This window comes from Ferroplasma sp., assembly GCF_031200575.1.
Lineage (GTDB): Archaea > Thermoplasmatota > Thermoplasmata > Thermoplasmatales > Thermoplasmataceae > Ferroplasma.
The window spans coordinates 797,412-819,500 of record NZ_CP133597.1 but is presented as its reverse complement, the minus strand read 5'-3'; the positions used below and the strand labels follow the sequence as shown (position 1 = coordinate 819,500).

The window sequence follows — 22,089 nt, the reverse complement described above, 5'->3', positions numbered from 1 at the left end:
AAACGGGAGTTTCACTTCTACATTTTATCATACCTTTTCATTTCCCCGTATATTTTCATTACAAGTCTTGGATCAAAGGAATGGTCTGTTTTTTTTCTAAACATAACTATAAGGTTTTTTTCATTTAATTGCCCTTCTTCCCTTAGTTCATTTATAATTCCCCTGATATCGTCTTCATTCAGCGGTACAAGCTCAGGACGTTTCTCCAGCTCTGAGACAGGAATGCTATTAAGAATGTATAAAGAAAGGGCGAGTTCCAGTGTATTCCTATCCCAGCCCCTGCTCCTCGCAATCCCAATTATACTCTTTATAGCATCATCCCTCCTGTATGTATTGCCACCGGAAATTGAAACACCAAGGATCTCACGCATCTCTTCCTGGGTAAGTTTTTTACCACGTTTTTTTTCATATTCCGGTATAACCTGAAGCAGTATTCTGGAAAGAAGAGACGGATTTTTGAATCCTTCTGAAATGGACGTGAAAAGGGATAGAAGATTATTATTAATTATTGATTCTGCCTCCACAGAGGAGAGTTTGAATTTTTCTATAAGTTCCTTCTTAATCTCATCCAGTGATTTTGGCACCCTGCCTTTAATGCTATCCAGCATATCCTCTGTAATCCGTATTAAGGGTATATCTGTTTCAGGGTACATTCTCTCTTTGCCAGCAAGTGGCCTCAAATACCGGGTTTCACCGTTGGCTGTTGCTGCACGTGTCTCTGCCAGGTCTAATTTTATAATTTTATTCATGCGTTCCCTCAAGAGTGGACTGAGAGATTCAATTGAACCCCTGTCTGCAATAACAACTATCACAGCGTCTTCATCCCTTTTTACAGCGGCCGAATAGATTTTATTCAATTCTTCCTCCGAAAGTCCATAGGCCGGAAATTCATCAGAATGCATTAATCCCCCAATACCCATGTTTTTAGCCACGTCAGCTAGTTCTCTACCCAGTCTGTAATTGCCATATTTCATCAGATGGTTGCATCCAGGCAACCTTGCACACATAACGGATTTGCCAGCAATTATGGCCTTTTTAACCATTGAGGATTCTGTGTTTTTAAATATATCCGTTATATCTATAAAATTCCCAATTTCAGGTGGTTCCCCGTGGAATATACCTGAGATTTCCCCGAGGGACTCCTGCCTTTTGATTTCATAATCCAGCGTCTCCTTTATAAAAGAAAGCTTTGATACTCCCTTGATTTCCACCCTGCCGAATCCCATTGAAAAGTTAACATCCTGCCTTATTGAATCAACCTCACCACGAAAGTTGTTCATGGACATGACGAAATGCCCTATTGCCTTGGCAGTTTCAAGAGCGTGGTCTGGATCAACTATATCCGGCTCAGTGGAGATTTCTATAAGAGGTATGCCAAGCCTGTCCAGGGAGTATTCGGCACGCCCATGCTTTTCTGATATCTTTCTGCACGCGTCCTCTTCCAGGGTTATGGTGGATATCCTAACTGGACCCCTTGATGTCTGGATATAACCGTCCATTCCTATGATCCCGGTCCTCTGGAACCCAGATGTGTTGGACCCGTCTATAACAATTTTCCTCATGAATGAGGCGTAATCAAGAATTTTGCAATTCAAAGCCTTTGATATGGCCATAGCAGTATTGAGCGCATCAGTGTTAACTGCATGTGGAGGTTCCTCATCCCTCTCCACCAGGCAGGAATTGGAGCTGATCCGGTACAGGAATTCCCTGTTTCTTATATTTTCGTATTCAACCGCATTATCAACCACCCCCATCTCGCCCATAACAGGGGTGAGTTTTCTCTGGAATGTAGAGCTGGAATCGGTTCCCTCGGTGCTGCATGAACAGAACAGTTTATTTCCCTTAAGTTGAAAATGTATTTCTAAGCCTATCTTCATAATAATCACCTAATAATTTCCTCAAGTTCTCCTCTCATATTCGTTTTCATCAATTTATTGAGGTCATCAGGATAATTGCCCAGTATGAACATTGCCTTCACCAGTGCAGTCTCTGCCAGCATGTTGCCAAGTGGAATTACACCGGCATGAAGGAGGTCACGCCCGGTTGAATAAACATTCATATTAACATTCCCGTATATGCACTGTGAGGTCATAAAAAAGGCAGTTTCCCTCGATAATTTTTTTATTACATCCAGAATCTCTGACGATACATGGCCCAGGCCTGTCCCCATTATTATTACCGCTTTCTTATTATATGATAGATTGTAAAAATCCTCACCTCTCATACCGGGATAGAAATATACCAGGCCAGCGTTTTCATCAAGCCGGTCCTTTAAAACAATATTTTCCGATGGTTTTTTTATATTACTTTCCTGCGAAACTTTTCCATTTGAATATATGGCCATTGGGGATTCGCCTATGGATATAAAAGCATCCCTGCTACTTGTGTGCATTTTCCTTGTGCGGGTTCCACGGTAAAGCGAGACCGAATCGTCAGATGTTCCACTGTGCATTGATATGCCAATCTCACCCATCTCCATGGAGGCAAAGTGGATGGACCCCTCTATGTTAAGGAAGGCATCACTGCTTGGGCGGTCAGAGCTTCTCTGACTCCCGGTAAATATTATCGGGCTTGTCTGTTCCTCAAACATGAAGGACAGTGCTGAAGCAGAATACTGCATTGTGTCGGTTCCATGGAATATTATTACAGAATTGCCTTTTTTCATGGCATCCCTGGCCTTCCTTGCAAAGGTTAACCATTTGCCTGCATCTACATTTTCGCTAAGCATATTTTCAATGTTTTCATGGTAAAGTTTAAATGTATCTATATTGTTAACAAAATTATACAGGTATGATATATCCTTGACGGGCTTAACAGCTCCTGTTTTATAGTCCACTGAGCTGCCTATTGTCCCACCTGTTGTAAGTATACATATGCCATCTTTGCCACATTTGCTGTTTATTTCTCTCTCGGAATTATTTTCCCGGAATTCAGGCGGGTATTCCTTTATGACTTTAAATGAATCTATATTCAGTGTTATATTATAGCCGCTGCCCAGTTTTACTGTTATTGCTTCATCAGAGGAGCTTATGAAAGTTCCAGTGTATTCTGCCCCTTTATAAGAAAAATCTACTTTCTGGCCTGTTAACATTGTCCTTCAATCGATAAAGGATATAAAAACCTTATAGGTTTTTCATAATTTCACGGGATATTATAATTTTCTGGATTTCATTGGTTCCCTCATAAATCTGTGTAATTTTTGCATCCCGCATATGCCTTTCAGCGTTGAAGTCTGTGGTATAGCCGTATCCACCAAAGAGCTGCAACGATCTCTCTGTTACGTATACTGCCGTATCTGATGCAAACATCTTAGCGATTGATGATAGCTCAACTGTGTCTTCATGCCTCTGCCATTTTTCTGCTGCTTCCCTTATAAGTAGTTCTGAAGCTTTTATTCTGGATTCTATTTCCGCTATCATAAACTGGATTCCCTGAAAATCTATAATTTTTCTGTTGAACTGCTTTCTTGTATTTATGTATTCAAGGGCCTCCCGGAAAGCAGATTTTGCAATTCCAAGTGCCTGTGCCGCTATTCCTATCCTTCCAGCATCCAGTGTGTCCATTATTACTGAAAAACCTTTATTGTATTCACCAACAATATTTGACTCTGGAACAACAACATCGTGAAAATTCAATTCAACCGTACTGGATCCCCTTATTCCCATTTTATGTATATCCCTGCTTATTTCAAGACCAGGAGCATTGGCGTCAACAACGAATGTGGTGATTCCCTTATAACCCTTAGATTTGTCTGTTGATGCGTCCATTACAAAAAATTTTGCCAGCCTGCCGTTTGAAATAAAAGTTTTCGTCCCGTTGATTTTATAACCGCCCGAACATTTTTCGGCGTGTGCTGAAATAGAGGCAGCATCACTGCCTGATCCAGGTTCGGTAATGGCAAGTCCTCCTACGGCCCCTTTTGCAATCTCTGTAAGATATTTATTGTTCAGTGATTCACTGCCGAACATTATAAGTGGTTCGGCAAAAAGTGTAAGTGCGCCATCAAGTACGAGAGCGGTGCTGGGACACGCCTCTGATATTGTTTCTATTGCCTCAACAAGGAATGGAAAGCTTAAACCGTAACCACCGTATTTTTCAGGTATATATGAGGCGAAGAGACCCATATCCCTCATTGCCTGTATAATATCCTCAGGCACTTCCATCTTTTCGTCTATTTCCCGGGCCCTTGGTTTTATTTTGTTCTCTGCAAGTTCCCTGACATATTTTAAAACATCCATTTCATTCTCGCTTAGCATAGAAGTAAATAATGACAAATAATAATAGTTTTCTTATGGCAACTTATCATACCGTCTCTGGGATGTGGAACATAAGAGATAAATTTAATTTATTAATAAAGCAATTTAGGCCAGTTTCAGGCAAGGTAGAATGCGGTGGCATTTTTCGCCATCACCTTGCAGCTTATAGGAATTTTTAATGAATATATTCATAAAAAAACAAGTATATTAATATGTTATAAAAATAATATTTAAGAGGTAAATTTATGGGATTTGTTGATCCATTGGCTGCAATGCTATTAAGTTTAGGAATCAGTGCCGCCCTGATTGCTGCCTATTTCTATATGGCCGCACAGGGAAAAGATTTAAAGGAGCTTGTCATCCCGAGTTTCGCTTTCGGATTTTTTGATTTCGCATCCGGTTTCAGGATGTCACAGTTCTGGCCTTTTCCAGGTCCGCTAAGTGCGTACAACATGCTTTTCGGGGACCCATTAATGATACTCGGATTATTATTGATGGCTGGTTCACTTATGATATACAAGCAGCAAAACCTCAGATCGATATCTATTCCTGGAGCAATGCTGGGGATTTATCTGTTTATTGAGGCTGCCGCAATGGTTAATTTCAAGCTTGAAACAGGAGATCAGCTCATAAGCGCACTGGGATTATATGTTATTAGCGGAATATCTGCAGTGTATTCATTGATATTATTTGCGAAACCGGATAATGGAAAGAAGTATCTTTATTATATAGCATTCATACTTCTGGCACTTACAGCCCTGATAGCGCTGTTTATAGGTTATGTTGCAATATACCAGCACTTACAGGCTCCACCATAATATTTATAATTTTATTTTTTATTTTTCCGTAAACCGATATGTTTTTAAAGATATATATTATATAATTATATTAAAGGCCACAATAACAATTGGCAGGGAATATTCTACGCCATAAATGAGGGGCATGGCATAATAGAGTAAGCAGAAACGAGATTATCATTGTTCCCTGGAGGCATGATATGGGTGCTTAAATTGCCCCGCCCCAGGCGGTTTAACCTTAAAAATGAAGAATTCTATTCCATAAAGTGATAAGATATCAAGGAAATGAGATTATGAAAACAGAAGTTGCACTGGTACATGCTCCGAGCATATACGATTTCAGGACCAGGGATATTAAACTCGGGCCAATAAGCGATGTTATCCCATCAACACCAGTATTTGAAATGTACCCTATCGGATTCGTAAGCATGCTCAGTTCGTTAATAAAGGAGGGCTACAATGCCAGGATATGCAATGTTGCCGCCATGATGGTATCATCAGACAAATTTGATCCTGTGAAATATTTAAAGGATGTGGAATCTGATATTTTTGGCATTGACCTTCACTGGCTTCCCCACGTTAACGGGGCTCTGAAGATTGCCCGGATTATAAAAGACCTGCACCAGAATTCAAAGGTATTGCTAGGCGGATTTTCTGCCACCTATTTTGCTGAAGATATAATGAAGAATTATGAATATATAGATTTCATACTTTCAGGAGATTTGCAGGAGAACAATATAGTTAAACTGGCTGAGACAATGGAAAATTCACATGATATCAATAATGTCCCAAATTTGATCCACAGGGACGGAGGTAGAATAGTACATAATCAGCGTGGAAAATCATCCATTGATGATGTATTTCTAAACTACGGGGTACTGATGAAAAATGCATTAAAATATCATGATATTAAGGGCCATTTACCATATGCTTCATGGCTTGAAAATACTGAGGCGATGACTGTGATAGAGCATGGCTGCAGTTTCAACTGCGCGTTCTGCGGGGGTTCAAATTTTGCCTATAGAAATAATTACAATGATACATCCCCTGTATATAGAAAACCAGAAATTATAGCGGAAGAGATATCTCTTGTCCAGGATATACTGGGCAGCCCTGTATTTATTACAGGAGATATAAACCGTGCCGGAGAAAAATTTTATTCCTCTCTGTTCCGGGAAATGAAAAACAGAAAAATAGACCTGCCACTATTAACCGAATTTTTTGTACCGCCAGAAAAACATTATCTGGATGAACTGGGAAGGAATTTTCCAGATTTTACTGTGGAAATTTCACCAGAATCCTCCAATGAGACAATAAGGAATAAGAATGGGAGACCTTACGATAATAAAAGCCTGGAAAATTTTGTAGAAAACTCCATTACAGCTGGATCCAAGAAGATAGATGTTTATTTCACCATAGGATTGAGTGGGCAAACCGCCGAGGATGTGAATGTAGACCTGGATTACAGCGAGGGGCTTATGAAGAGATTCACAAATAATAAGGAGAAACTTTACACATTTATATCCCCGCTTACCCCTTTCATAGACCCCGGTTCTTTGATATATGAGCATCCAGAGGATTATGGCTTTACAATTACCGCAAGAACAATTAGCGATTATTTCAACCTTCTTGAAAATGGGAAGATATGGACTGATTTTTTGAATTATTATACAAAGTGGATGAATGTAGAACAGATTGCAAAGGCAACTTATGAATCTGAAATACGCATGATCAGGATAAGGCAGTCATTAGGCTTACTGGCAGGACAGGATGCAGAAGAGATAGTAAAGAACATAACCGGGTATATGCATGGAGATAATTATATTTCTAATGAAAACAGAAGTAGTCATCTATCATATATTGAAAAAGATGTTGAATGGTCTTATAAACATAAGCTCACAAAGAAATCGTTTTTGATATCCCTCTACAGATCATACAATGACGTGAAGAAAAAACTTTAAGCCGGTTTTTTTAAGGCCTGAAATGATAAAGGATGAGGAATTTATTAATATCCCTGATAAGAATAATGCAGACAGTATGATTTTTAACATAAACCTGGAAAACAAAAAAATCCTGATAGCCGGAGGAGGAAGGATAGCCGAGAGAAAAATAAAAGTGCTCCTTTCTGAAAATACATTAATTCATGTAATTTCCCCGGAAGTAACAGAATTTATAAAAAAGCTCTCGGATAACGGTATTATACGTCTTACCTGGAGAAATATAGAAGCCAGTGATATTAATAATAGTTATTTCATGGTATTATGCGCTACAGATAAACGGGATGTAAACGATATGATTTCCCGTATATGCAGGGACAGGAATATTCTGCACGACAATTCAGGGAACCATAATAATTCTGATATAATGATGGTGGCAAATACAGCTATCGGGGACATAATAATTGCAATAAGCACCGGTGGCAGTTCGCCCAGGACCTCTAAAATGCTGAAAGACTTACTTATACATGACATGAAATCATCAGGGTACAGCTTCGAAGACACCATAAAAGCAATATATAATGATAAAATGAGATAATATGAAAGTTATTGGGAATAAAACAATATTTGAGAATATGGATGAGATACTGGATCCGAAGCACACTGTACTGGTAAACTGGGATGTCCAGAATGGCCTGGTAAATAATATTTTCAATAAAGATGAATTTGTTGGTAACGTAAAAAAATTAACCCAGCTTTCCAGAAAAAAGAGCATGCCGGTACTGTATACCAGGATAACTCCCTTGCCTTTCCAGTACATGGCACCATCAGGAATATACAGCTATATGAAAAGATTTGGAGTAAACGATCCTGCTAAATTACCTGTTTTCATGGCACCAGGTTCAAAGGAGGCAGAAATTTATCCAGAACTGGCACCTGAAAAGGACGATTACGTTCTCAATAAGAATACCGCAAGCCTTTTCATAGGAACGAACGTTGACAACATGTTTAAGGCAGCCGGGATTAAGACGGTCATTTTTACAGGCATTGCAACTGAAATAGGAGTTGAGTCCAGCGCTAGAGATTCAGGCAATCTTGGTTATTATACAGTGGTAGCATCTGATGCCTGTTCATCCCACAGCAGGGAAATGCATGAAGCATCACTTAAATCAATGTCCGCAGTATCCATGGTTATGGACACAAAATCCATTATGGATATACTTGAAAAAAAATAATTATTATTTATTCCGTTGAATCATAGCTTTTCCATAAATATCCTTTATTTTTGTTCTCATAATTACACTAAAACTGGCAATAATTATAATGTATAATAACATTATAACCACAGAATAGATAAATGGAAATGCAAGGCTGGATACAGCATAATATAGGGCAATTAGTATTATAATTGTGGATATTGTTGGAATAACTATATCGGATAATTTATTTTTATATACCCTTGAAAGGCCGGTATTTACGATCATGTGTATTATCAATGTGGATAGGGTGCTTATAGTTGCATAAAATATAAACTGGTCCAAAAACCCCCCTGCGCTGAATGATGCATAGAATATTACGGTAGAAACTATGGCCACTGATATGAATATTCCAAGCAATAAAAGTAGTGCATTTTCTGGTGCACCGTACCTATTCAATTTCATAAATGTTCCTGGAAGAAATCCATCCCTGGCCATTGAATAAATGTTTCTGGTTATTGCAGTTCCAATTGTATTGAATAGTGTATAAATTATAAAAAAATTGAAGGCAAGGAAGAATATTGAAACAAAGCTGCCCACATGTGTTTTTATCACTATGAAAGCAGGAATCACGGTATCTGTAAAGCTGCCCATTTTACTAACACCGAATCCCACAACAAGTGAATATGAAATCAGGAGATCCAGAATTCCTATAATCAGGAGCATGGCAACTATGGAAAGCCCAATATTTTTCCTGGGTGCCCTGGCCTCCTCCCCCAGAGAAACAACCGAGCCGTAACCAGTATAGGCAAGAAAACTGCCGGTGATGAATCCCAAAAACAGGTTTTTATATCCTGAGATAGGAGTAAAGACAGAAAGTGTGTTGTCTTTTGATGTAAATATTATTATTATGGAAATAACAACAACGAATATTATTTCAATGACATTGATGGTTATTTGAGATTTGAACGATGGGACGATTCCGCGGTAAACAGTGTAAAAAGCAGGAATGCTTATGACCGCTACAAGTATTATACCATAATAGAAAGGTATATTGAAACCTGTAAGGTAAAGAATTGCAGGATTGAATATCATTATAAAAAAAGAAAGAATAAATATTAAATTCGCCAGTTGATAAATTAAATAAAGATAGGAGGTTATAAATGCCGCATGCTTTCCAAGAGAATAACCTGAATACCCATAATATCCCCTTGCGCTGGCTGTTCTTTTTGAAAACTGGTAGAGCGTATTTCCGGTAAGCAGAGATGCGACCAGGCCAATTAGAAATGCCAGTGGACTTGCTCCCGCTGCGAATGCCGCAACGCTTATTATACCATCAAATGTAAAAAGGGGTGATAGCTGTCCCATTCCCTGGAATATTAAGCCGGGTAGTGATATAGAATTTGACCTTAACTGATTTTCCATGGTACATAATTGCTTTTGAATATATAATAGTAATTTAAAATGTACATTACAGTTTAATATATATGAATATTAATAATTAATGAACTGATGCAACAAGGAACCAGTAGAGGGAAAAATTTAATACATAATTTTATTTATATACCTAAATGGACATCAAAAAGTACATTAAATTAAAAAATGACATCGAAACCGTTGCAGGAATAATTATAGGATTTGTGTTTGGTGCACGGTTTATCACATTCTTATTTCCATATCTTGTTCATTACTCCTCTTCCGGTATAGGCATATCAACAAGCGTATATGCCCCAGTTATTGCCATTGTAACAGGCGTTCTGGTATTTTTTGGAATAAGAACCCTTGCGTATTTGATATCCTCTATGTTTCTGGGTGCTGGTATCGGAATTGCGCTATATGAGCTGACCGGCTTTAATGTCCTTGTAGAGGTTGTCAGGTTAGCGCATATATTCATGATAATGCTGTTCTAACCCATAGCTGTTAGCCTCTTTCTGCAGGAGAGGTGGGCAGAGGTTATTTGCGTCAGGCAAAAGGATTGCCAATTTTCCATGCCACCAGCATTTTAACCTGGAGAGGCGGAGTCTGAAGGCAATCTGGAAGATGATGACCGGTGGTGCCAATCGTGTTTAGATTAGATACAAATAATAGCACCATAAACTATTATAATGAGTGATAAAATATCCCCATGATGATTGCCGTAGAGCATCTAATGCTGAAAAAAAAGTTAAAGTCCCTACTGAAAAAGGCTAGGGAAAGTGGTTCTATAGAATCTTTCAGCAATTTTGTCATAAAGGAGAGTGAAGAAATTAAAAATGTTTATGATAGCCAGATTTCAGAGATACTTGAGGAGGCTTTCAGAAATCAGAAAATTACAGAGGATTTATTTGAGGCATTAAACAGCATCGATAGTAAACTTATGCCAGTTCTAAAATACAGGGCATTAAAATATTATAGCACAGAGGATGTAGATGGATTTCTTGACATAATTAATACTTATAAAGAGCTCCTCGGCATAGAGGAGATAAAGGAGGCATTCAATAGAACAATAGGTTCTGTAAGTATAGATATTGCCCTGCAATATCTGTGTAAAACCGGCATATATGATAAGGAGAAATTCAATCAGTATTTGACGGATTCATTTCGTGAAAGTGATTTTCAGGACTATATAAAAATATTCAAAGAAAATGGAAGCCCGGATGATCTTGAAAAAATACTGTTGAGGTGCATATCAGTATCCGGATCAAAATATTGTTATAAGGAACTTGCAGATATATATATGAAGACGGGAAGGAAAACAGATTTGAAAAATCTTGTTATTGCAATGGAATCTATATTTCATAACAATGATGAGCTTACCGGTTACTATTTATATCTACAGGATTACGATTCCGTGATGAAATATTCAGAAAAAACCGACCAGGGCAACGCTGAACTTGCAGAGGCTTATTATCGAACAGGTAGTTATGAAAGTGCGCTCAAAATTTATAAATTTATATATTACAACCGGGATCAGAATGTCCTTGACAGAATAATAGAAATAGAACATTCCATTCAGGATTACTATTCACTTTTAGGCTACATATCCATAATGGAGAGAAATGCCAGGCTTCCCAGAAATTTTCTTCAGTATAAAATAGAAGCAGAAATCAGCCTAGAGATGTATAGTGAGGCTGAATCAGATATTTCCAGGTACAGGTCGGAATTTGACGAGGACAGGGAAATTATGAAACTTCTTATTCAGTATTATCTAAATACAGATAGTCAGGAATATGCATACAGGATAGCCCTTAGCCTTATAGAAAAGGGAATCCATGATGTTAATACCTATAGAATTGCCGTAAATTATCTATATGAAAACCATAAATATGAAGAACTTGTAAAATTGCTTGAGGAAGAGGAAAAGAAACGTGAGTTTATGCCCGAGTACTGTTCTTCCCTGATATCTATGGGTGAAATTGACAGGGCCGTTGAATACCTATCTGCCGACAGGATGCTGTTAGACTCTGGTCCGGTTGTTGACACATTGTTTGGATTTCTAAAATCTGAGGCAAATATCAGAAAATTTGACAATTTAAATATTTCAGGTACGCTCCTTGAAATGGTCATATTATTTATCAGGGGGAGGGAAAATATTGATTATAATATATACATGCAGAAAGCTTACAGACATAAATCTGTGGCATGCATATACATAATTTCATTAATGGCTAGCAGGAAAAAATTACCGGTACAGAAAAATTATATAAGGGGCCTTCTGGGAGTTGATAAATACCAGGCAGTTGGGACAATTATGGCAGAGGCATATTCCATTCAAACTGGAAAAGTGCCAAGGGATCTAAATGATTCCAGTTACTTTCTTTATCCGGTTACCATGTCCCTGATCGACTATGGATTTTATAAGCAGGCCGAATCTTATATAGAATCCATAAAAAATAAGACCCCCGATCCTTTTTACTATTATGCACGGGCACTTATTGAACAGCATGGGTCAAATTATGGTGATGCCATAAAACATATAGACGAGGCTGTTGAAATTCTCCTCAATGTAAATTTCCTTGCATCAAGGATCAATATCGGACTGCAGCATAATGAAAAGGTTGATAGCTACGTCAAATTATGCACTGACCTGGGATTTGATGAGGTCTTCTATAAAATTGATGCTTTCATGGAAGAAAATAAAATAGAGGTTAAAGATTCCCTAAGGGAGTTGCTTGGTACAATAGATGTAAGGAATGCTGGCATGTATAGATTGAAGGCATACTGCATGGAAGCTTACAGGGACAAACTTAAATTCTCGGCTCTATCAGTCCTCCATGGAGGAACATCAGAGGATATAGTTAAACACTATTTACTATTAAAATCCAGGAATGAGAAAATAGCAATAAGCTTCCTGGAGAGTTATCCAGGAAAAAAGTATTCTTCATACATAATACTGTCCAGTTACTATTACAGCAGGAGAATCTATAAAAAGGCACTGGAATACTTCAACCGGGCGTATATAAGAAACAGGAAAGCCTTAGATAACCCGGTATTCCAGGAAATTTCCACAGGAAATATAATTTCTACAAAGATAATAGAGGATATGAAATCGAGAAATGAATGGTTCGATCTGTTTCTTTATTACTATTTCAGGAATGAATACAGCAATGTCAAAGATATTATTGTGAAACATTACACCAACACAAAAATCATTGAATTTGCAATAAATCAGGCCTGGGATACAATGTCACTTAAACAGCCAATGCTGGATCTATTCCATGGTACCGGGGATAAAATACTTGGTGAACTTCTGGCAGAAAAATTTCATGATTTGGAACTTTATGGTCTGGAGATAGATATTCTTAAAAAATTAGCCGGTTCCAATCCGGAGGAGACGGGGATTCAGGATAAACTGACCAGTGCGCTAATAATGAATAACGAGGACGGAGAGGCTTTAAGGCTTTCATTTGAAAATTACCATAGGCTTAAATCGGTATCTTCCTTCAATAAAATGACAAAGACAGCATATAATTTGAAGGATTATGCATCCCTGTCAAACATTTTTAAGAATAACCCCGACTTTATAAATAAAGACAATATAGAATACTATATTTATGCTCAGATAAAACTATTTAATTATGTGGGTGTCAGAGTCATTTTAAAGGAGTATTCTGATATAATTCCAGAAAGCCTGAAATCTAAAATTGAAAATAAAATCAGGGCTTCTTATAGAACACGGACTGTCATACGTTTAACGGGCGACCTGTTCAGAGTTGAGAACGACCAAAACAGGGTATTAAATTTTCATGAAATGCAGAAATATATTCCCTGTTATGTTGCCAGTGACGTATATGGCTTTATAACAAATAATATTCCATATTCTTATATAGACAGGGATGAATTTAACATTCAATCAAAAAATATCATGGAAAGGCTGTATGAAAAGGGTATACGCTCACTAAATAAAATTAAAATCCATGATATATACAGTGTAACCGGTGACGTAATAAAATCTAAAAATTTCTATATATTTATTGGAAGGGCAATGGAAGGTTATTACAGGCCCTCACAGGATCTTGGTGAGTGGAATTTTACTTCAGGAATAAATCAAAACGATATACCCGGCATTATGGAAATCATGGTAAAATATGATATAGGGCTTCTTGATTCCATAGCAATATCTGAAAAAATTAAGAAGGGATTAATATAAATGATGTACAGCAGGAATAACGAATCGAACGACATAATAATAGCGGTCATAGTGCTTACCATAGCATTTACACTGATGATTAATGGTGGACTAAGGGCGGTGAACCCGAAAACATTTGAGGTAGATGTTCTAATAGGTTTTTCAGTAACAGTAACTGCATTTCTATTACATGAAATGGCACACAGAACAGTTGCCAGAAGGCTTGGTGCTGTTGCATTCTTCAAATTGTGGCCAGTTGGAGTGCTCATGGCATTAATAACATCTGTATTTGGATTCATATTTGCAGCCCCGGGAGCGGTTCAGTTCGCTGGGCTATATGATAGAGAAAGCGAAGGTAAAATTGCTCTGGCCGGCCCTGCCACAAATATATTCATAGGCATAATTGTATTCCTGGCCTTTATATTTTTACCACTGAGTGCTGTTGCTTCCAGGATACTCCTATGGGTGGCGTGGTTAAATCTATGGTTTGCACTTTTTAATTTGATACCTTTTCCTCCATTAGATGGGAGCAAAGTATTCTACTGGAACAGCAAGCTTTTTGCTGCAGTGTTCATTATAGCGATAATTCTGAACTTTCTGGATGGTTTTCTGTTACAAATATTTGGGATCTAATCCCATTCTCCCGGTTTAATAAAAAATATGCTGTTTTCTCCCACGTCAATTCTATAGGGAATAGTGTAATCCTGAAGATCACCATTTATATCACTTTTTATACTGTGATTCTCTACCATATAGCCCCATAATTCCGACGATGGGTTAACTATAATCCCATAATATAGTGGGTTTGCAGACGCAATAAAATATTTTCCTTCAGTTAATTTCTCATGTTTATTTCCGAACAGGATTTCCATGCATGATAATAATAAAGTATTAAATTAGTTTATGCAATTTTTAACACGTTCTTTCTGTAGAATCCTGAATATATAATATATAAAAGTTAAATAGGTTTATTTAATAAAGAGCCAGAGAGTGGTTAAAATAAACACAAAAGAAACATGTACTTCCTGCGGCATAGGCCTCGTGGAAGTAGGATATTCAATATTTGAGTGCCCCAATTGCGGGGAGGAAATGATAGGCAGATGCAAGCAGTGCAGAGAACATTCAACAAAGTATGAATGCCCGAAATGTGGATTTATAGGACCGTGATATTATGGGAGATGTAATGGTTCAGTTGAGGGTACTGCCAGAGTCTGTAGAAATAGACCTGGGCAGGCTTAAAAATGAAATAACAAACGTCATAGATAAGCTGTGCAAGATTAATGAGGTCAAGGAAGAGGAAATAGGATTCGGACTCAGTGCTTTGATGTTTTCCGTCATAGTACCTGATGAAGAGGGTAAAATAGATTCAGTGGAGAATGCTATATCCTCTGTAGAGGGAGTCAGCCAGGTAGATACAAGAGACGTTACACTAATATAAAATGTTTATTTTTTATATTTTGCTTGTTTTTTATACAGTTTTGTTACTGCTAATCTCTGCAGGCTTTCTTTATATAGAATCAAGCAAATACCATAGTGAGCACATTGTAAATGATTACAGACCTAAAACACTTGTAATAATGCCAGTACGTGGTGTTGATTATTCTCTTGAGGCAAATTTAAAATCCGTTAGGAACCAGAAATATGAAAATTTTAAACTGGTATGTGTTGTGGATTCAGAGGAAGACGATTCAGTGAATGTAATAAAAAAGTTGGGCATTGAATACATAATAAGTTCTTACAGTTGCAGTAAATGTAGTGGCAAAGTAAGGGCAATAAGCACTGCTATTGATAGATATAGGGATTACGATGTTTACTTGCTCGCGGATTCTGATATAGAGGTAAAAGATGAATGGCTGCTGAATATGGTGATGCCACTAAAAAATCCCGATGCAGGGCTTTCTACCACATTTCCCTATTTTGAACCCATGGGTGGCTTCTGGTCTGAGGTGAAGGAAATATGGGGATTTGTCGGGATGGGACTTATGGAGTCCAAATTGACAAGATTCGGCTGGGGTGGATCACTGGCATTTAGAAGGGAACTTATAGAGGATTCCATGGATTTCTTCAGCGAGCACATATCAGATGATATGGCACTGACAAAGATATGTAAAAGCAAGGGCAAAAAAATATACTATGTGGATTCTGCCATGCCGGACATAAATTCCCCGGATAATTTTAATGTGTTTTTTGAATGGGCAAACAGGCAAACAGCACTGTCCATATCTGCATCCCCGAGGGTATATTACTATGGAATGCTGTTCTACGGGTCATATATGTTCCTGTTCCTGTCAGCCATATTTATGGGTGCATTTTACAGCCCATATTACTTATTATTCCTGGTTCCAGCCCTTGTGTATATATACAATATGCTCAGGAGACTTAAAAAGGTAAAAATAGTAAATGTTATGGGTGCAATAATGCTTCCAGTAATTTATATGGCTAATTTAGCCATAGCAAAAAGAATGAAAAATATTAAATGGCGTGGGAACACCTACGATATACAGGATAAAAACTTATTATAATAAATTACTATTATTAATAATGAAAGCACCACAATTGTTCGGCACAAATGGAATCAGGGGGGTACCTAACCAGGACCTGACACTGGAACTTGCAACCGGTATAGGAAGGGCAGCAGGAACATTTTTCAAAGCCCAGAAAATTGCAATGGCGCGGGATACGAGAATAAGTGGGGATATGTTTTTATTTGCAGTCGCGTCCGGGGCAATGTCCACTGGCACAGATATAGTATACATAGGCGAGCTTCCAACACCGGGCCTTCAGTACTACTGTAAGGAGAATCATATTCCGGGCATAATGATAACTGCATCCCACAATCCCCCGCAGTACAATGGAATAAAAGCTATAGACAGTGATGGTACAGAGATTGATGAGGAGAAAGAGGTAAAGATAGAGGAAATCTATGAAAGCAGAAACTATAGAATGGCAGAATGGCAGAACATAGGAAACTACAGTTATGACAGCACCGGAATAGACCTTTACATAAATAGCATTATAGAGTCTGTTCATTCGAAGGTCATAGCTGAGAGCAATCTAAGGGTGGCAATAGACACTGGCAATGGTGCATCCTATTATACCAGCCCGGAAATACTCACGAAGCTTAACTGCCATCCTGTTTCACTTAATGCAAACCCTGATGGAAAATTTTCCTCAAGGAATTCGGAGCCAAAGCCCGAGAACCTTTCTGATCTCATATCTATAATGAAGACGGGGAAATTCAGCATTGGAATTGCCCACGACGGCGATGCCGATAGATGTGTCTTCATAGATGAAAAGGGTAATTTTGTGGACGGAGACAGGAGCCTTGCATTAATTGCGAAACATACGATAAAAAGAGGGGATACTGTTGTTACACCTGTAAGCAGCTCAGACGCGCTCAGTGAAATATGTTCGGAAAAGGGTGCGAAATTAATCCTTACAAGAGTCGGTGCCCCCATTGTTGCCAGGGCCATGATTGACAACAGGGCCACCATGGGTGGGGAAGAAAATGGCGGGATTATATATGGAAAACATCAGTACTGCAGGGATGGTGCCATGACAATGGCACTGATGCTGGATTTGCTTGCCAGGGAAAAGAAACCCCTATCAGAGCTTCTAAAGGATATCCCTGAATATTACATGATAAAAACATCTGTCCCTAGAAATAGGGAGTGGAATGAAATAAAGGAACTCATAACAAAAAAATTCACAGGAAAGATGTTTGATTTCACAGATGGCATAAAAATTTATGATGCAGATGGGTGGACCCTAGTAAGGCCCTCCGGAACAGAAAAAATTATCCGTGTCTTTTCAGAATCTAAAGTTCAGGAAAGGGCAAAAGAATACAATGAAGAGTATGTAACATTTTTAAAAAATTTATAGATTTTTATACATATCAAAGAATCTTGTTATTGCATTTATATTGCCCGCAAGGCCAAACCAGATCAGAAGTATTCCTGTGGCATATATCTCTATTGAATAAATCGCGAAATGTGCAGTGATGAAGAACTGTACGATTGAAAATATTATTATTAATACAAGTCTGTCGGCTCTTCCGGCTATACCGGAATAATCACGTTTCAATCCTAGTGCCTGTGATTGTGTACCCATATAACTTGTAAGGAGGATTCCCAGCAAAGCAAACAATCCGAGGTAAACATTCCCATAAATGGAAAAAGTCATGCCAAGAACTATAAACATATCTGAATAACGGTCGAATACATGGTCCAGCATGTCTCCTTTCCGTGAAGAGATGTTTTTCAGCCTCGCTATTTTACCGTCCAGAGCATCAAACAGTGCTGACATAATTATTAATACAAAAGCTAGCAGCAGGAAGTAATGTCCAAGATAATAGGATACGCCCCCTAGCCCCGCAAGAATAAGTGATAATATAGAAATGGTGTTTGGGTTCATTCTTGAAAATTTTTCTGTAATCGGGTCAAGAAATTTATCCGCATTCTTTCTATAAGAGTCAAGTACCATAGGCAGATATGAAAAAGTAATTATTAAATTGTTGTCTTTCCTGTTTTCTTTACCTTATGCCATACACGCTTTGCGCCAGTGATTTCAAGGAACATTGTATATATTGATATCAGGGAATTAACTGTAAGATATACGTAAATCAGTGGAAGGTAAATAGCATTCTGCTTTTTCTTGATAAGTACGAGTATAAAAGCGGCAGCATATATTATTAGAGATATGACTATAAGAGATAGAAAATAGGTTCTCATTGAATGCACAAAAGGATTATAAAAATTCAACAATGATATGTACATCCATCCGAAAAACAGTATACCAGAGAACGTTGGTGCAAGTACGATCATCAGTGCATCAAAATCTGTAAACCTGCTCATCCTCTTTTTTGAATGAAGGAGAACCTGATGATAGCCTCTCAGCCACCTTGTCCTCTGCTTAAAGTATTCCGAATAGGACGCGGGAGTTTCCTGAAGCACCTTGGCACTGCTCAGGTATGCTGATTTATAGCGGGAGTTCGATATTCTCAATGAACTTTCAAGATCCTCAGTGAGAAACTCCTCATCCCAGCCGCCTATGTTTTTTATTACCTGCCTCTTAAAATACTGATTCGAACCTGCAACCGGGACAAAAAGATTTAGGTGTGTTCTTCCTATGAGGGTCGCCTTTACAAGTATCTCATCTATTACTGCAAGCCTTGTGAATATATTTTCTGACCTATTTATGTATGAATTGTATCCCTGTAGAACATCCACATTGAAGTAATTCATCCCATAAATGGCGTTTTCAAGAGTATTTCTCAATAGCATGGTATCTGCATCATAGGTTGCTATGATTTCTCCCCTTGATTTTTCAAAGCAGAAGTTGAGTGCAGAAGCCTTGCTCTTTCCATTTGGCCTGTTGAATACCTTTACCCTGCTGTCCTTCTGCTCGAATTCCTTGGCTATATTATATGTATTGTCGGTGGAGTTATCAACAACCACCAGTAATTCAAAGTTTGTATAGGATTGGTTAAGAATGGACTCTATTGTTCTGGATATAACAGTTTCCTCATTCTTGGCCGGGACTATTATGCTTACAAGAGGTTTGTACATCTTGAATCCTGAAAACTGGGCGCTATCCAGATTTGAAAAATCTATATCATATTTTGTAAACTCCCTGTATCCGTAAAATAGTATAGGGAACTGGTAGATAACGTAAACGAGTCCTATAGCAACAAGTGCAAGGCCAATAGCCTGAAGTACATCCATTTTAAGAAGGTATCTATCCAGCATATATAAATTCTTTTCTATTGCATTATGCTATGCTGGATTTATCTTTTCGCACTTTTTAAATATTGTAAAATTATATAAGTAATATGGTTCCAAGAGTTATGACCGTTGCATCCACGGATTCCGGTGGCGGTGCTGGTGTTATGGCAGATCTAAAAACTTTTACGGCAATGAAGGTTTTTGGAACCGCAGTTATAGTTTCACTCACAGCACAGAACAGCGTTACAGTAAAATCTATTTATGAACTCCCAGTGTCCTTCATTAATGACCAGTTCGATGCAATAATGGATGATATTGGTACTGATTCTGCAAAGACAGGTATGCTATATTCAGAGGAAATAATATCTGCAGTAACAGAAAAGTTTCAGCAGTATAATGTAACTAATATTGTTGTGGACCCTGTAATGATTTCCAAAACCAATGCAAGATTATTGAAAGAGGATGCAGTTTCATCTATGGTAAATAAATTAATGAAAATTGCAACACTGGTCACACCAAACATACCGGAAAGCGAGGTCATTTCATCTATTAAAATACATTCCATAGGTGATGCCAGGATTGCGGCAAAGAGGATATATGAAATGACAGGCGCCTCGGTTCTGGTCAAGGGAGGCCATTCCCATGGGGATATATCCACTGATATACTTTACGATGGGAGTGAGTACAGTGAATTCCCCGGTGCAAGGATTGATACCAGGAATACACATGGAACAGGTGATACCCTGTCTGCATCTATTGCGTCCTACCTGGCATCAGGGATGAACCTGCAACAGGCAATTTCACTGGCAAGGAAATATATTGAAGGGGCAATAAAGAATTCATTTCCCATGGGTAAGGGATATGGATCTCTTTCACATTTCTGGGCGATAAAATGATAGGGAAAATATCAAGGAAATTTTTTGAGGACAACATAATAAATAGGATTGGAGCTGTCAGGAAAGATGTTGCCGTACCACCACGCAATGGGGTTGATGTTGGTATTATAGCAATTAATGGCAGCTATATGGCAGTAACCACAGACCCGCTTTACATTGACCGGTCTTTCGGGTTTAAAAAAGCAGCGTGGTTTGCATTTCACATACTTGCATCTGACCTTTTTACGTCGGGCATTAAGGCCAGCTATATGAGTATTGACCTGAACCTCCCCCAGGAAATTACCGATGAACAGTTCAACGAGATATGGAATGTGATTCATGGAGAATGCGAAAAATACGGGATTGAGGTGGTTACCGGCCATACTGCAAGATACGCAGGTGTATCATTTCCCATGGTCGGTGGTGTTACTCTGATGGGAGTAGGTGACAGGTACATAACCACGGAAAATGCATCTCCAGGGGATGTAATTATAATGGCAAGAAGCTGTGGCCTGGAGGCCTCAATTATACTTGCATATACATTTCCTGAGTATATAAAGGAAAGTCTGGGAAGTAATACACTGAATGCTATCAAGGATAAATTTTACACTATGACATGCGTACCTGAGGAGCTAATGGCCATAGACTATGGCATAGGTGAGAGGATAACATCAATGCACGATGCAACAGAGGGTGGCCTGCTGAATTCTGTTTATGAAATCGGCTATGCCTCTGGTAATGGAGTCATGGTAAATTATAACAGCATCATTATTGATAGCGATATTGCGGCTGTTTGCTCGCTTTTCAATATAAATCCCCTGAGGTCTATAAGTGAGGGGACACTACTGCTCACTGTTAAGCGGGAGTATGGAAATGAATTTACTGAAATGCTCAAAAAGAGCGGGATCAATGCCAGCATAATAGGAGAGGTAACAGACAAGACAGGAGGAATGAAGTTGATAAAGGATGGCAAGGAGTCGGTGATAAACCCAGAGGACGACCAGTTATGGGGTGCTGTTTCCGGTGGCGTGAAGAGAGGATTGAAATGAAACTTGGGGGCTTATACCTGGTTACACCACCATATACAGGAACTGAGGTATTTAGGGCGACAGAAAGAGCCCTGAAAAGCGGGGTCAATATACTGCAATACCGGGATAAAGAACCTTCGTTCCGGAAGAAGATGGAAAGGGCGAAAAAATTTATGTATATGTGCAGAGAATACGGCATTCCATTTATTGTTGATGACGACCCTGTTCTGATGGATATAGTTGGTGCTGACGGAATCCATATTGGAAAGGATGATGTTCCCTTTGATTATGTGAAATCAAGATATCCTGAAAAAATAATAGGGGTATCCACATATGGGAGCCCTGAAGATGCAGTTAAATTCCAGGAACTTGGCGCTGATTACGTCGCATTCGGTTCTTTTTTCAGTACAAAAACAAAAAGTAATGCCACCATGTGCGATATAGGTATCCTTGATAAACTGAATAATATTAACATACCTGTATTTGTAATAGGAGGAATAAACAGGGGAAATGTGGATGAGGTCCTGAAGTATAAAATCTCTGGAATTGCAGTGGTTTCAGCAATTTATTCAGGCACAGATATTGAAGGAGAGGTATCATACTATCTGGAAAAATTGAGAGAACATGGGATAATTGGAAAATAATTGTGCAGAAAGAATATAATACATA

At 38.4% G+C, this 22,089-nt stretch carries 21 protein-coding genes; 14 read left to right on the top strand and 7 right to left on the bottom strand.

Features of this window, described 5'->3' with window-relative positions; translation table 11 throughout:
* Positions 1 to 17: 17 nt before the first annotated feature.
* The 3 genes from gatE to RE471_RS04515 are packed head-to-tail and all read right to left on the bottom strand — an operon-like array spanning position 18 to position 4,256.
* Complete coding sequence (gene gatE / locus RE471_RS04525) at positions 18 to 1,877, bottom strand: Glu-tRNA(Gln) amidotransferase subunit GatE (RefSeq protein WP_309215603.1); 1,860 nt, start codon at positions 1,875 to 1,877, stop codon at positions 18 to 20.
* Positions 1,878 to 1,882: 5 nt separating this feature from the next.
* The gene (gene gatD / locus RE471_RS04520; RefSeq protein ID WP_309215602.1) at positions 1,883 to 3,091 is read right to left on the bottom strand and encodes a Glu-tRNA(Gln) amidotransferase subunit GatD; all 1,209 of its coding nucleotides are present in this window, start codon (positions 3,089 to 3,091) and stop codon (positions 1,883 to 1,885) included.
* Between the two features lie 31 nt (positions 3,092 to 3,122).
* Positions 3,123 to 4,256: an acyl-CoA dehydrogenase family protein gene (locus RE471_RS04515; protein ID WP_309215600.1), complete on the bottom strand. Its 1,134-nt coding sequence runs from the start codon at positions 4,254 to 4,256 to the stop codon at positions 3,123 to 3,125.
* Positions 4,257 to 4,501: 245 nt separating this feature from the next.
* On the opposite strand from RE471_RS04515, the gene RE471_RS04510 reads away from it, so the two are divergent.
* From RE471_RS04510 to RE471_RS04495, 4 genes are all read left to right on the top strand, one after another.
* Positions 4,502 to 5,074 carry a DUF981 family protein gene (locus tag RE471_RS04510; protein WP_309215599.1) on the top strand — a complete coding sequence of 191 codons (573 nt, stop codon included), beginning with the start codon at positions 4,502 to 4,504 and terminating at the stop codon, positions 5,072 to 5,074.
* A 272-nt stretch (positions 5,075 to 5,346) separates the two neighbouring features.
* The gene (locus tag RE471_RS04505; RefSeq protein ID WP_309215598.1) at positions 5,347 to 7,014 is read left to right on the top strand and encodes a TIGR04190 family B12-binding domain/radical SAM domain protein; all 1,668 of its coding nucleotides are present in this window, start codon (positions 5,347 to 5,349) and stop codon (positions 7,012 to 7,014) included.
* A gap of 22 nt (positions 7,015 to 7,036) precedes the next feature.
* The gene (locus RE471_RS04500; RefSeq protein WP_309215597.1) at positions 7,037 to 7,588 is read left to right on the top strand and encodes a bifunctional precorrin-2 dehydrogenase/sirohydrochlorin ferrochelatase; all 552 of its coding nucleotides are present in this window, start codon (positions 7,037 to 7,039) and stop codon (positions 7,586 to 7,588) included.
* Position 7,589: 1 nt separating this feature from the next.
* Positions 7,590 to 8,225 (top strand): isochorismatase family cysteine hydrolase, encoded by a 636-nt coding sequence (locus tag RE471_RS04495; protein ID WP_309215596.1) that lies wholly within the window; start codon positions 7,590 to 7,592, stop codon positions 8,223 to 8,225.
* Positions 8,226 to 8,228: 3 nt separating this feature from the next.
* Here RE471_RS04495 and RE471_RS04490 read toward each other — a convergent pair whose 3' ends face one another.
* Entirely contained in the window at positions 8,229 to 9,611 is a 1,383-nt protein-coding gene (locus tag RE471_RS04490) for an APC family permease (RefSeq protein WP_309215595.1), read from the bottom strand.
* Between the two features lie 146 nt (positions 9,612 to 9,757).
* Between RE471_RS04490 and RE471_RS04485 the strand changes: the two genes are divergently transcribed.
* The 3 genes from RE471_RS04485 (at position 9,758) to RE471_RS04475 (ending at position 14,427) form a co-directional block, all read left to right on the top strand.
* Positions 9,758 to 10,096, top strand: a complete 339-nt coding sequence (locus tag RE471_RS04485; protein WP_309215594.1) for a hypothetical protein — start codon at positions 9,758 to 9,760, stop codon at positions 10,094 to 10,096.
* 215 nt (positions 10,097 to 10,311) lie between these two features.
* Complete coding sequence (locus tag RE471_RS04480; protein WP_309215593.1) at positions 10,312 to 13,815, top strand: hypothetical protein; 3,504 nt, start codon at positions 10,312 to 10,314, stop codon at positions 13,813 to 13,815.
* A gap of 3 nt (positions 13,816 to 13,818) precedes the next feature.
* A complete protein-coding gene (locus RE471_RS04475) occupies positions 13,819 to 14,427 on the top strand; it encodes a site-2 protease family protein (protein ID WP_309215592.1) in 609 nt (202 codons plus the stop codon).
* Here RE471_RS04475 and RE471_RS04470 read toward each other — a convergent pair.
* Complete coding sequence (locus RE471_RS04470; protein ID WP_309215591.1) at positions 14,424 to 14,666, bottom strand: hypothetical protein; 243 nt, start codon at positions 14,664 to 14,666, stop codon at positions 14,424 to 14,426. The two genes, RE471_RS04475 and RE471_RS04470, sit on opposite strands and share 4 nt — an antisense overlap.
* 118 nt (positions 14,667 to 14,784) lie before the next feature.
* Between RE471_RS04470 and RE471_RS04465 the strand changes: the two genes are divergently transcribed.
* From RE471_RS04465 to glmM, 4 genes are read left to right on the top strand one after another with little or no spacing between them, the layout of a single operon-like run.
* Positions 14,785 to 14,961, top strand: coding sequence for a zinc finger domain-containing protein (locus RE471_RS04465; protein ID WP_298278983.1), 177 nt, complete (start codon positions 14,785 to 14,787; stop codon positions 14,959 to 14,961).
* 4 nt (positions 14,962 to 14,965) lie between these two features.
* On the top strand, positions 14,966 to 15,232 hold the full coding sequence (locus RE471_RS04460; protein ID WP_309215590.1) for an elongation factor 1-beta: 267 nt from the start codon (positions 14,966 to 14,968) through the stop codon (positions 15,230 to 15,232).
* A gap of 40 nt (positions 15,233 to 15,272) precedes the next feature.
* Positions 15,273 to 16,316, top strand: coding sequence for a glycosyltransferase family 2 protein (locus RE471_RS04455; RefSeq protein WP_309215589.1), 1,044 nt, complete (start codon positions 15,273 to 15,275; stop codon positions 16,314 to 16,316).
* A 19-nt stretch (positions 16,317 to 16,335) separates the two neighbouring features.
* Positions 16,336 to 17,676, top strand: a complete 1,341-nt coding sequence (gene glmM, locus RE471_RS04450; protein ID WP_309215588.1) for a phosphoglucosamine mutase — start codon at positions 16,336 to 16,338, stop codon at positions 17,674 to 17,676.
* On the opposite strand, the gene RE471_RS04445 is transcribed toward glmM, so the two are convergent.
* Together RE471_RS04445 and RE471_RS04440 are read right to left on the bottom strand one after the other, a co-directional pair.
* Positions 17,671 to 18,276 (bottom strand): CDP-alcohol phosphatidyltransferase family protein, encoded by a 606-nt coding sequence (locus RE471_RS04445; protein ID WP_309215587.1) that lies wholly within the window; start codon positions 18,274 to 18,276, stop codon positions 17,671 to 17,673. The genes glmM and RE471_RS04445 overlap by 6 nt on opposite strands.
* A gap of 23 nt (positions 18,277 to 18,299) precedes the next feature.
* Positions 18,300 to 19,517 (bottom strand): glycosyltransferase, encoded by a 1,218-nt coding sequence (locus RE471_RS04440; protein ID WP_309215586.1) that lies wholly within the window; start codon positions 19,515 to 19,517, stop codon positions 18,300 to 18,302.
* A gap of 107 nt (positions 19,518 to 19,624) precedes the next feature.
* Between RE471_RS04440 and thiD the strand changes: the two genes are divergently transcribed.
* Genes thiD through thiE form a run of 3 tightly spaced genes read left to right on the top strand, consistent with a single transcriptional unit; the run spans position 19,625 to position 22,064 of the window.
* Positions 19,625 to 20,413 (top strand): bifunctional hydroxymethylpyrimidine kinase/phosphomethylpyrimidine kinase, encoded by a 789-nt coding sequence (gene thiD / locus RE471_RS04435; RefSeq protein ID WP_309215585.1) that lies wholly within the window; start codon positions 19,625 to 19,627, stop codon positions 20,411 to 20,413.
* On the top strand, positions 20,410 to 21,441 hold the full coding sequence (locus tag RE471_RS04430; protein ID WP_309215584.1) for an AIR synthase family protein: 1,032 nt from the start codon (positions 20,410 to 20,412) through the stop codon (positions 21,439 to 21,441). The genes thiD and RE471_RS04430 overlap by 4 nt, the downstream gene beginning before the upstream one ends.
* Positions 21,438 to 22,064 carry a thiamine phosphate synthase gene (gene thiE, locus RE471_RS04425; RefSeq protein ID WP_309215583.1) on the top strand — a complete coding sequence of 209 codons (627 nt, stop codon included), beginning with the start codon at positions 21,438 to 21,440 and terminating at the stop codon, positions 22,062 to 22,064. Before RE471_RS04430 ends, thiE begins: the two co-directional genes overlap by 4 nt.
* The last annotated feature ends 25 nt before the right edge of the window (positions 22,065 to 22,089 follow it).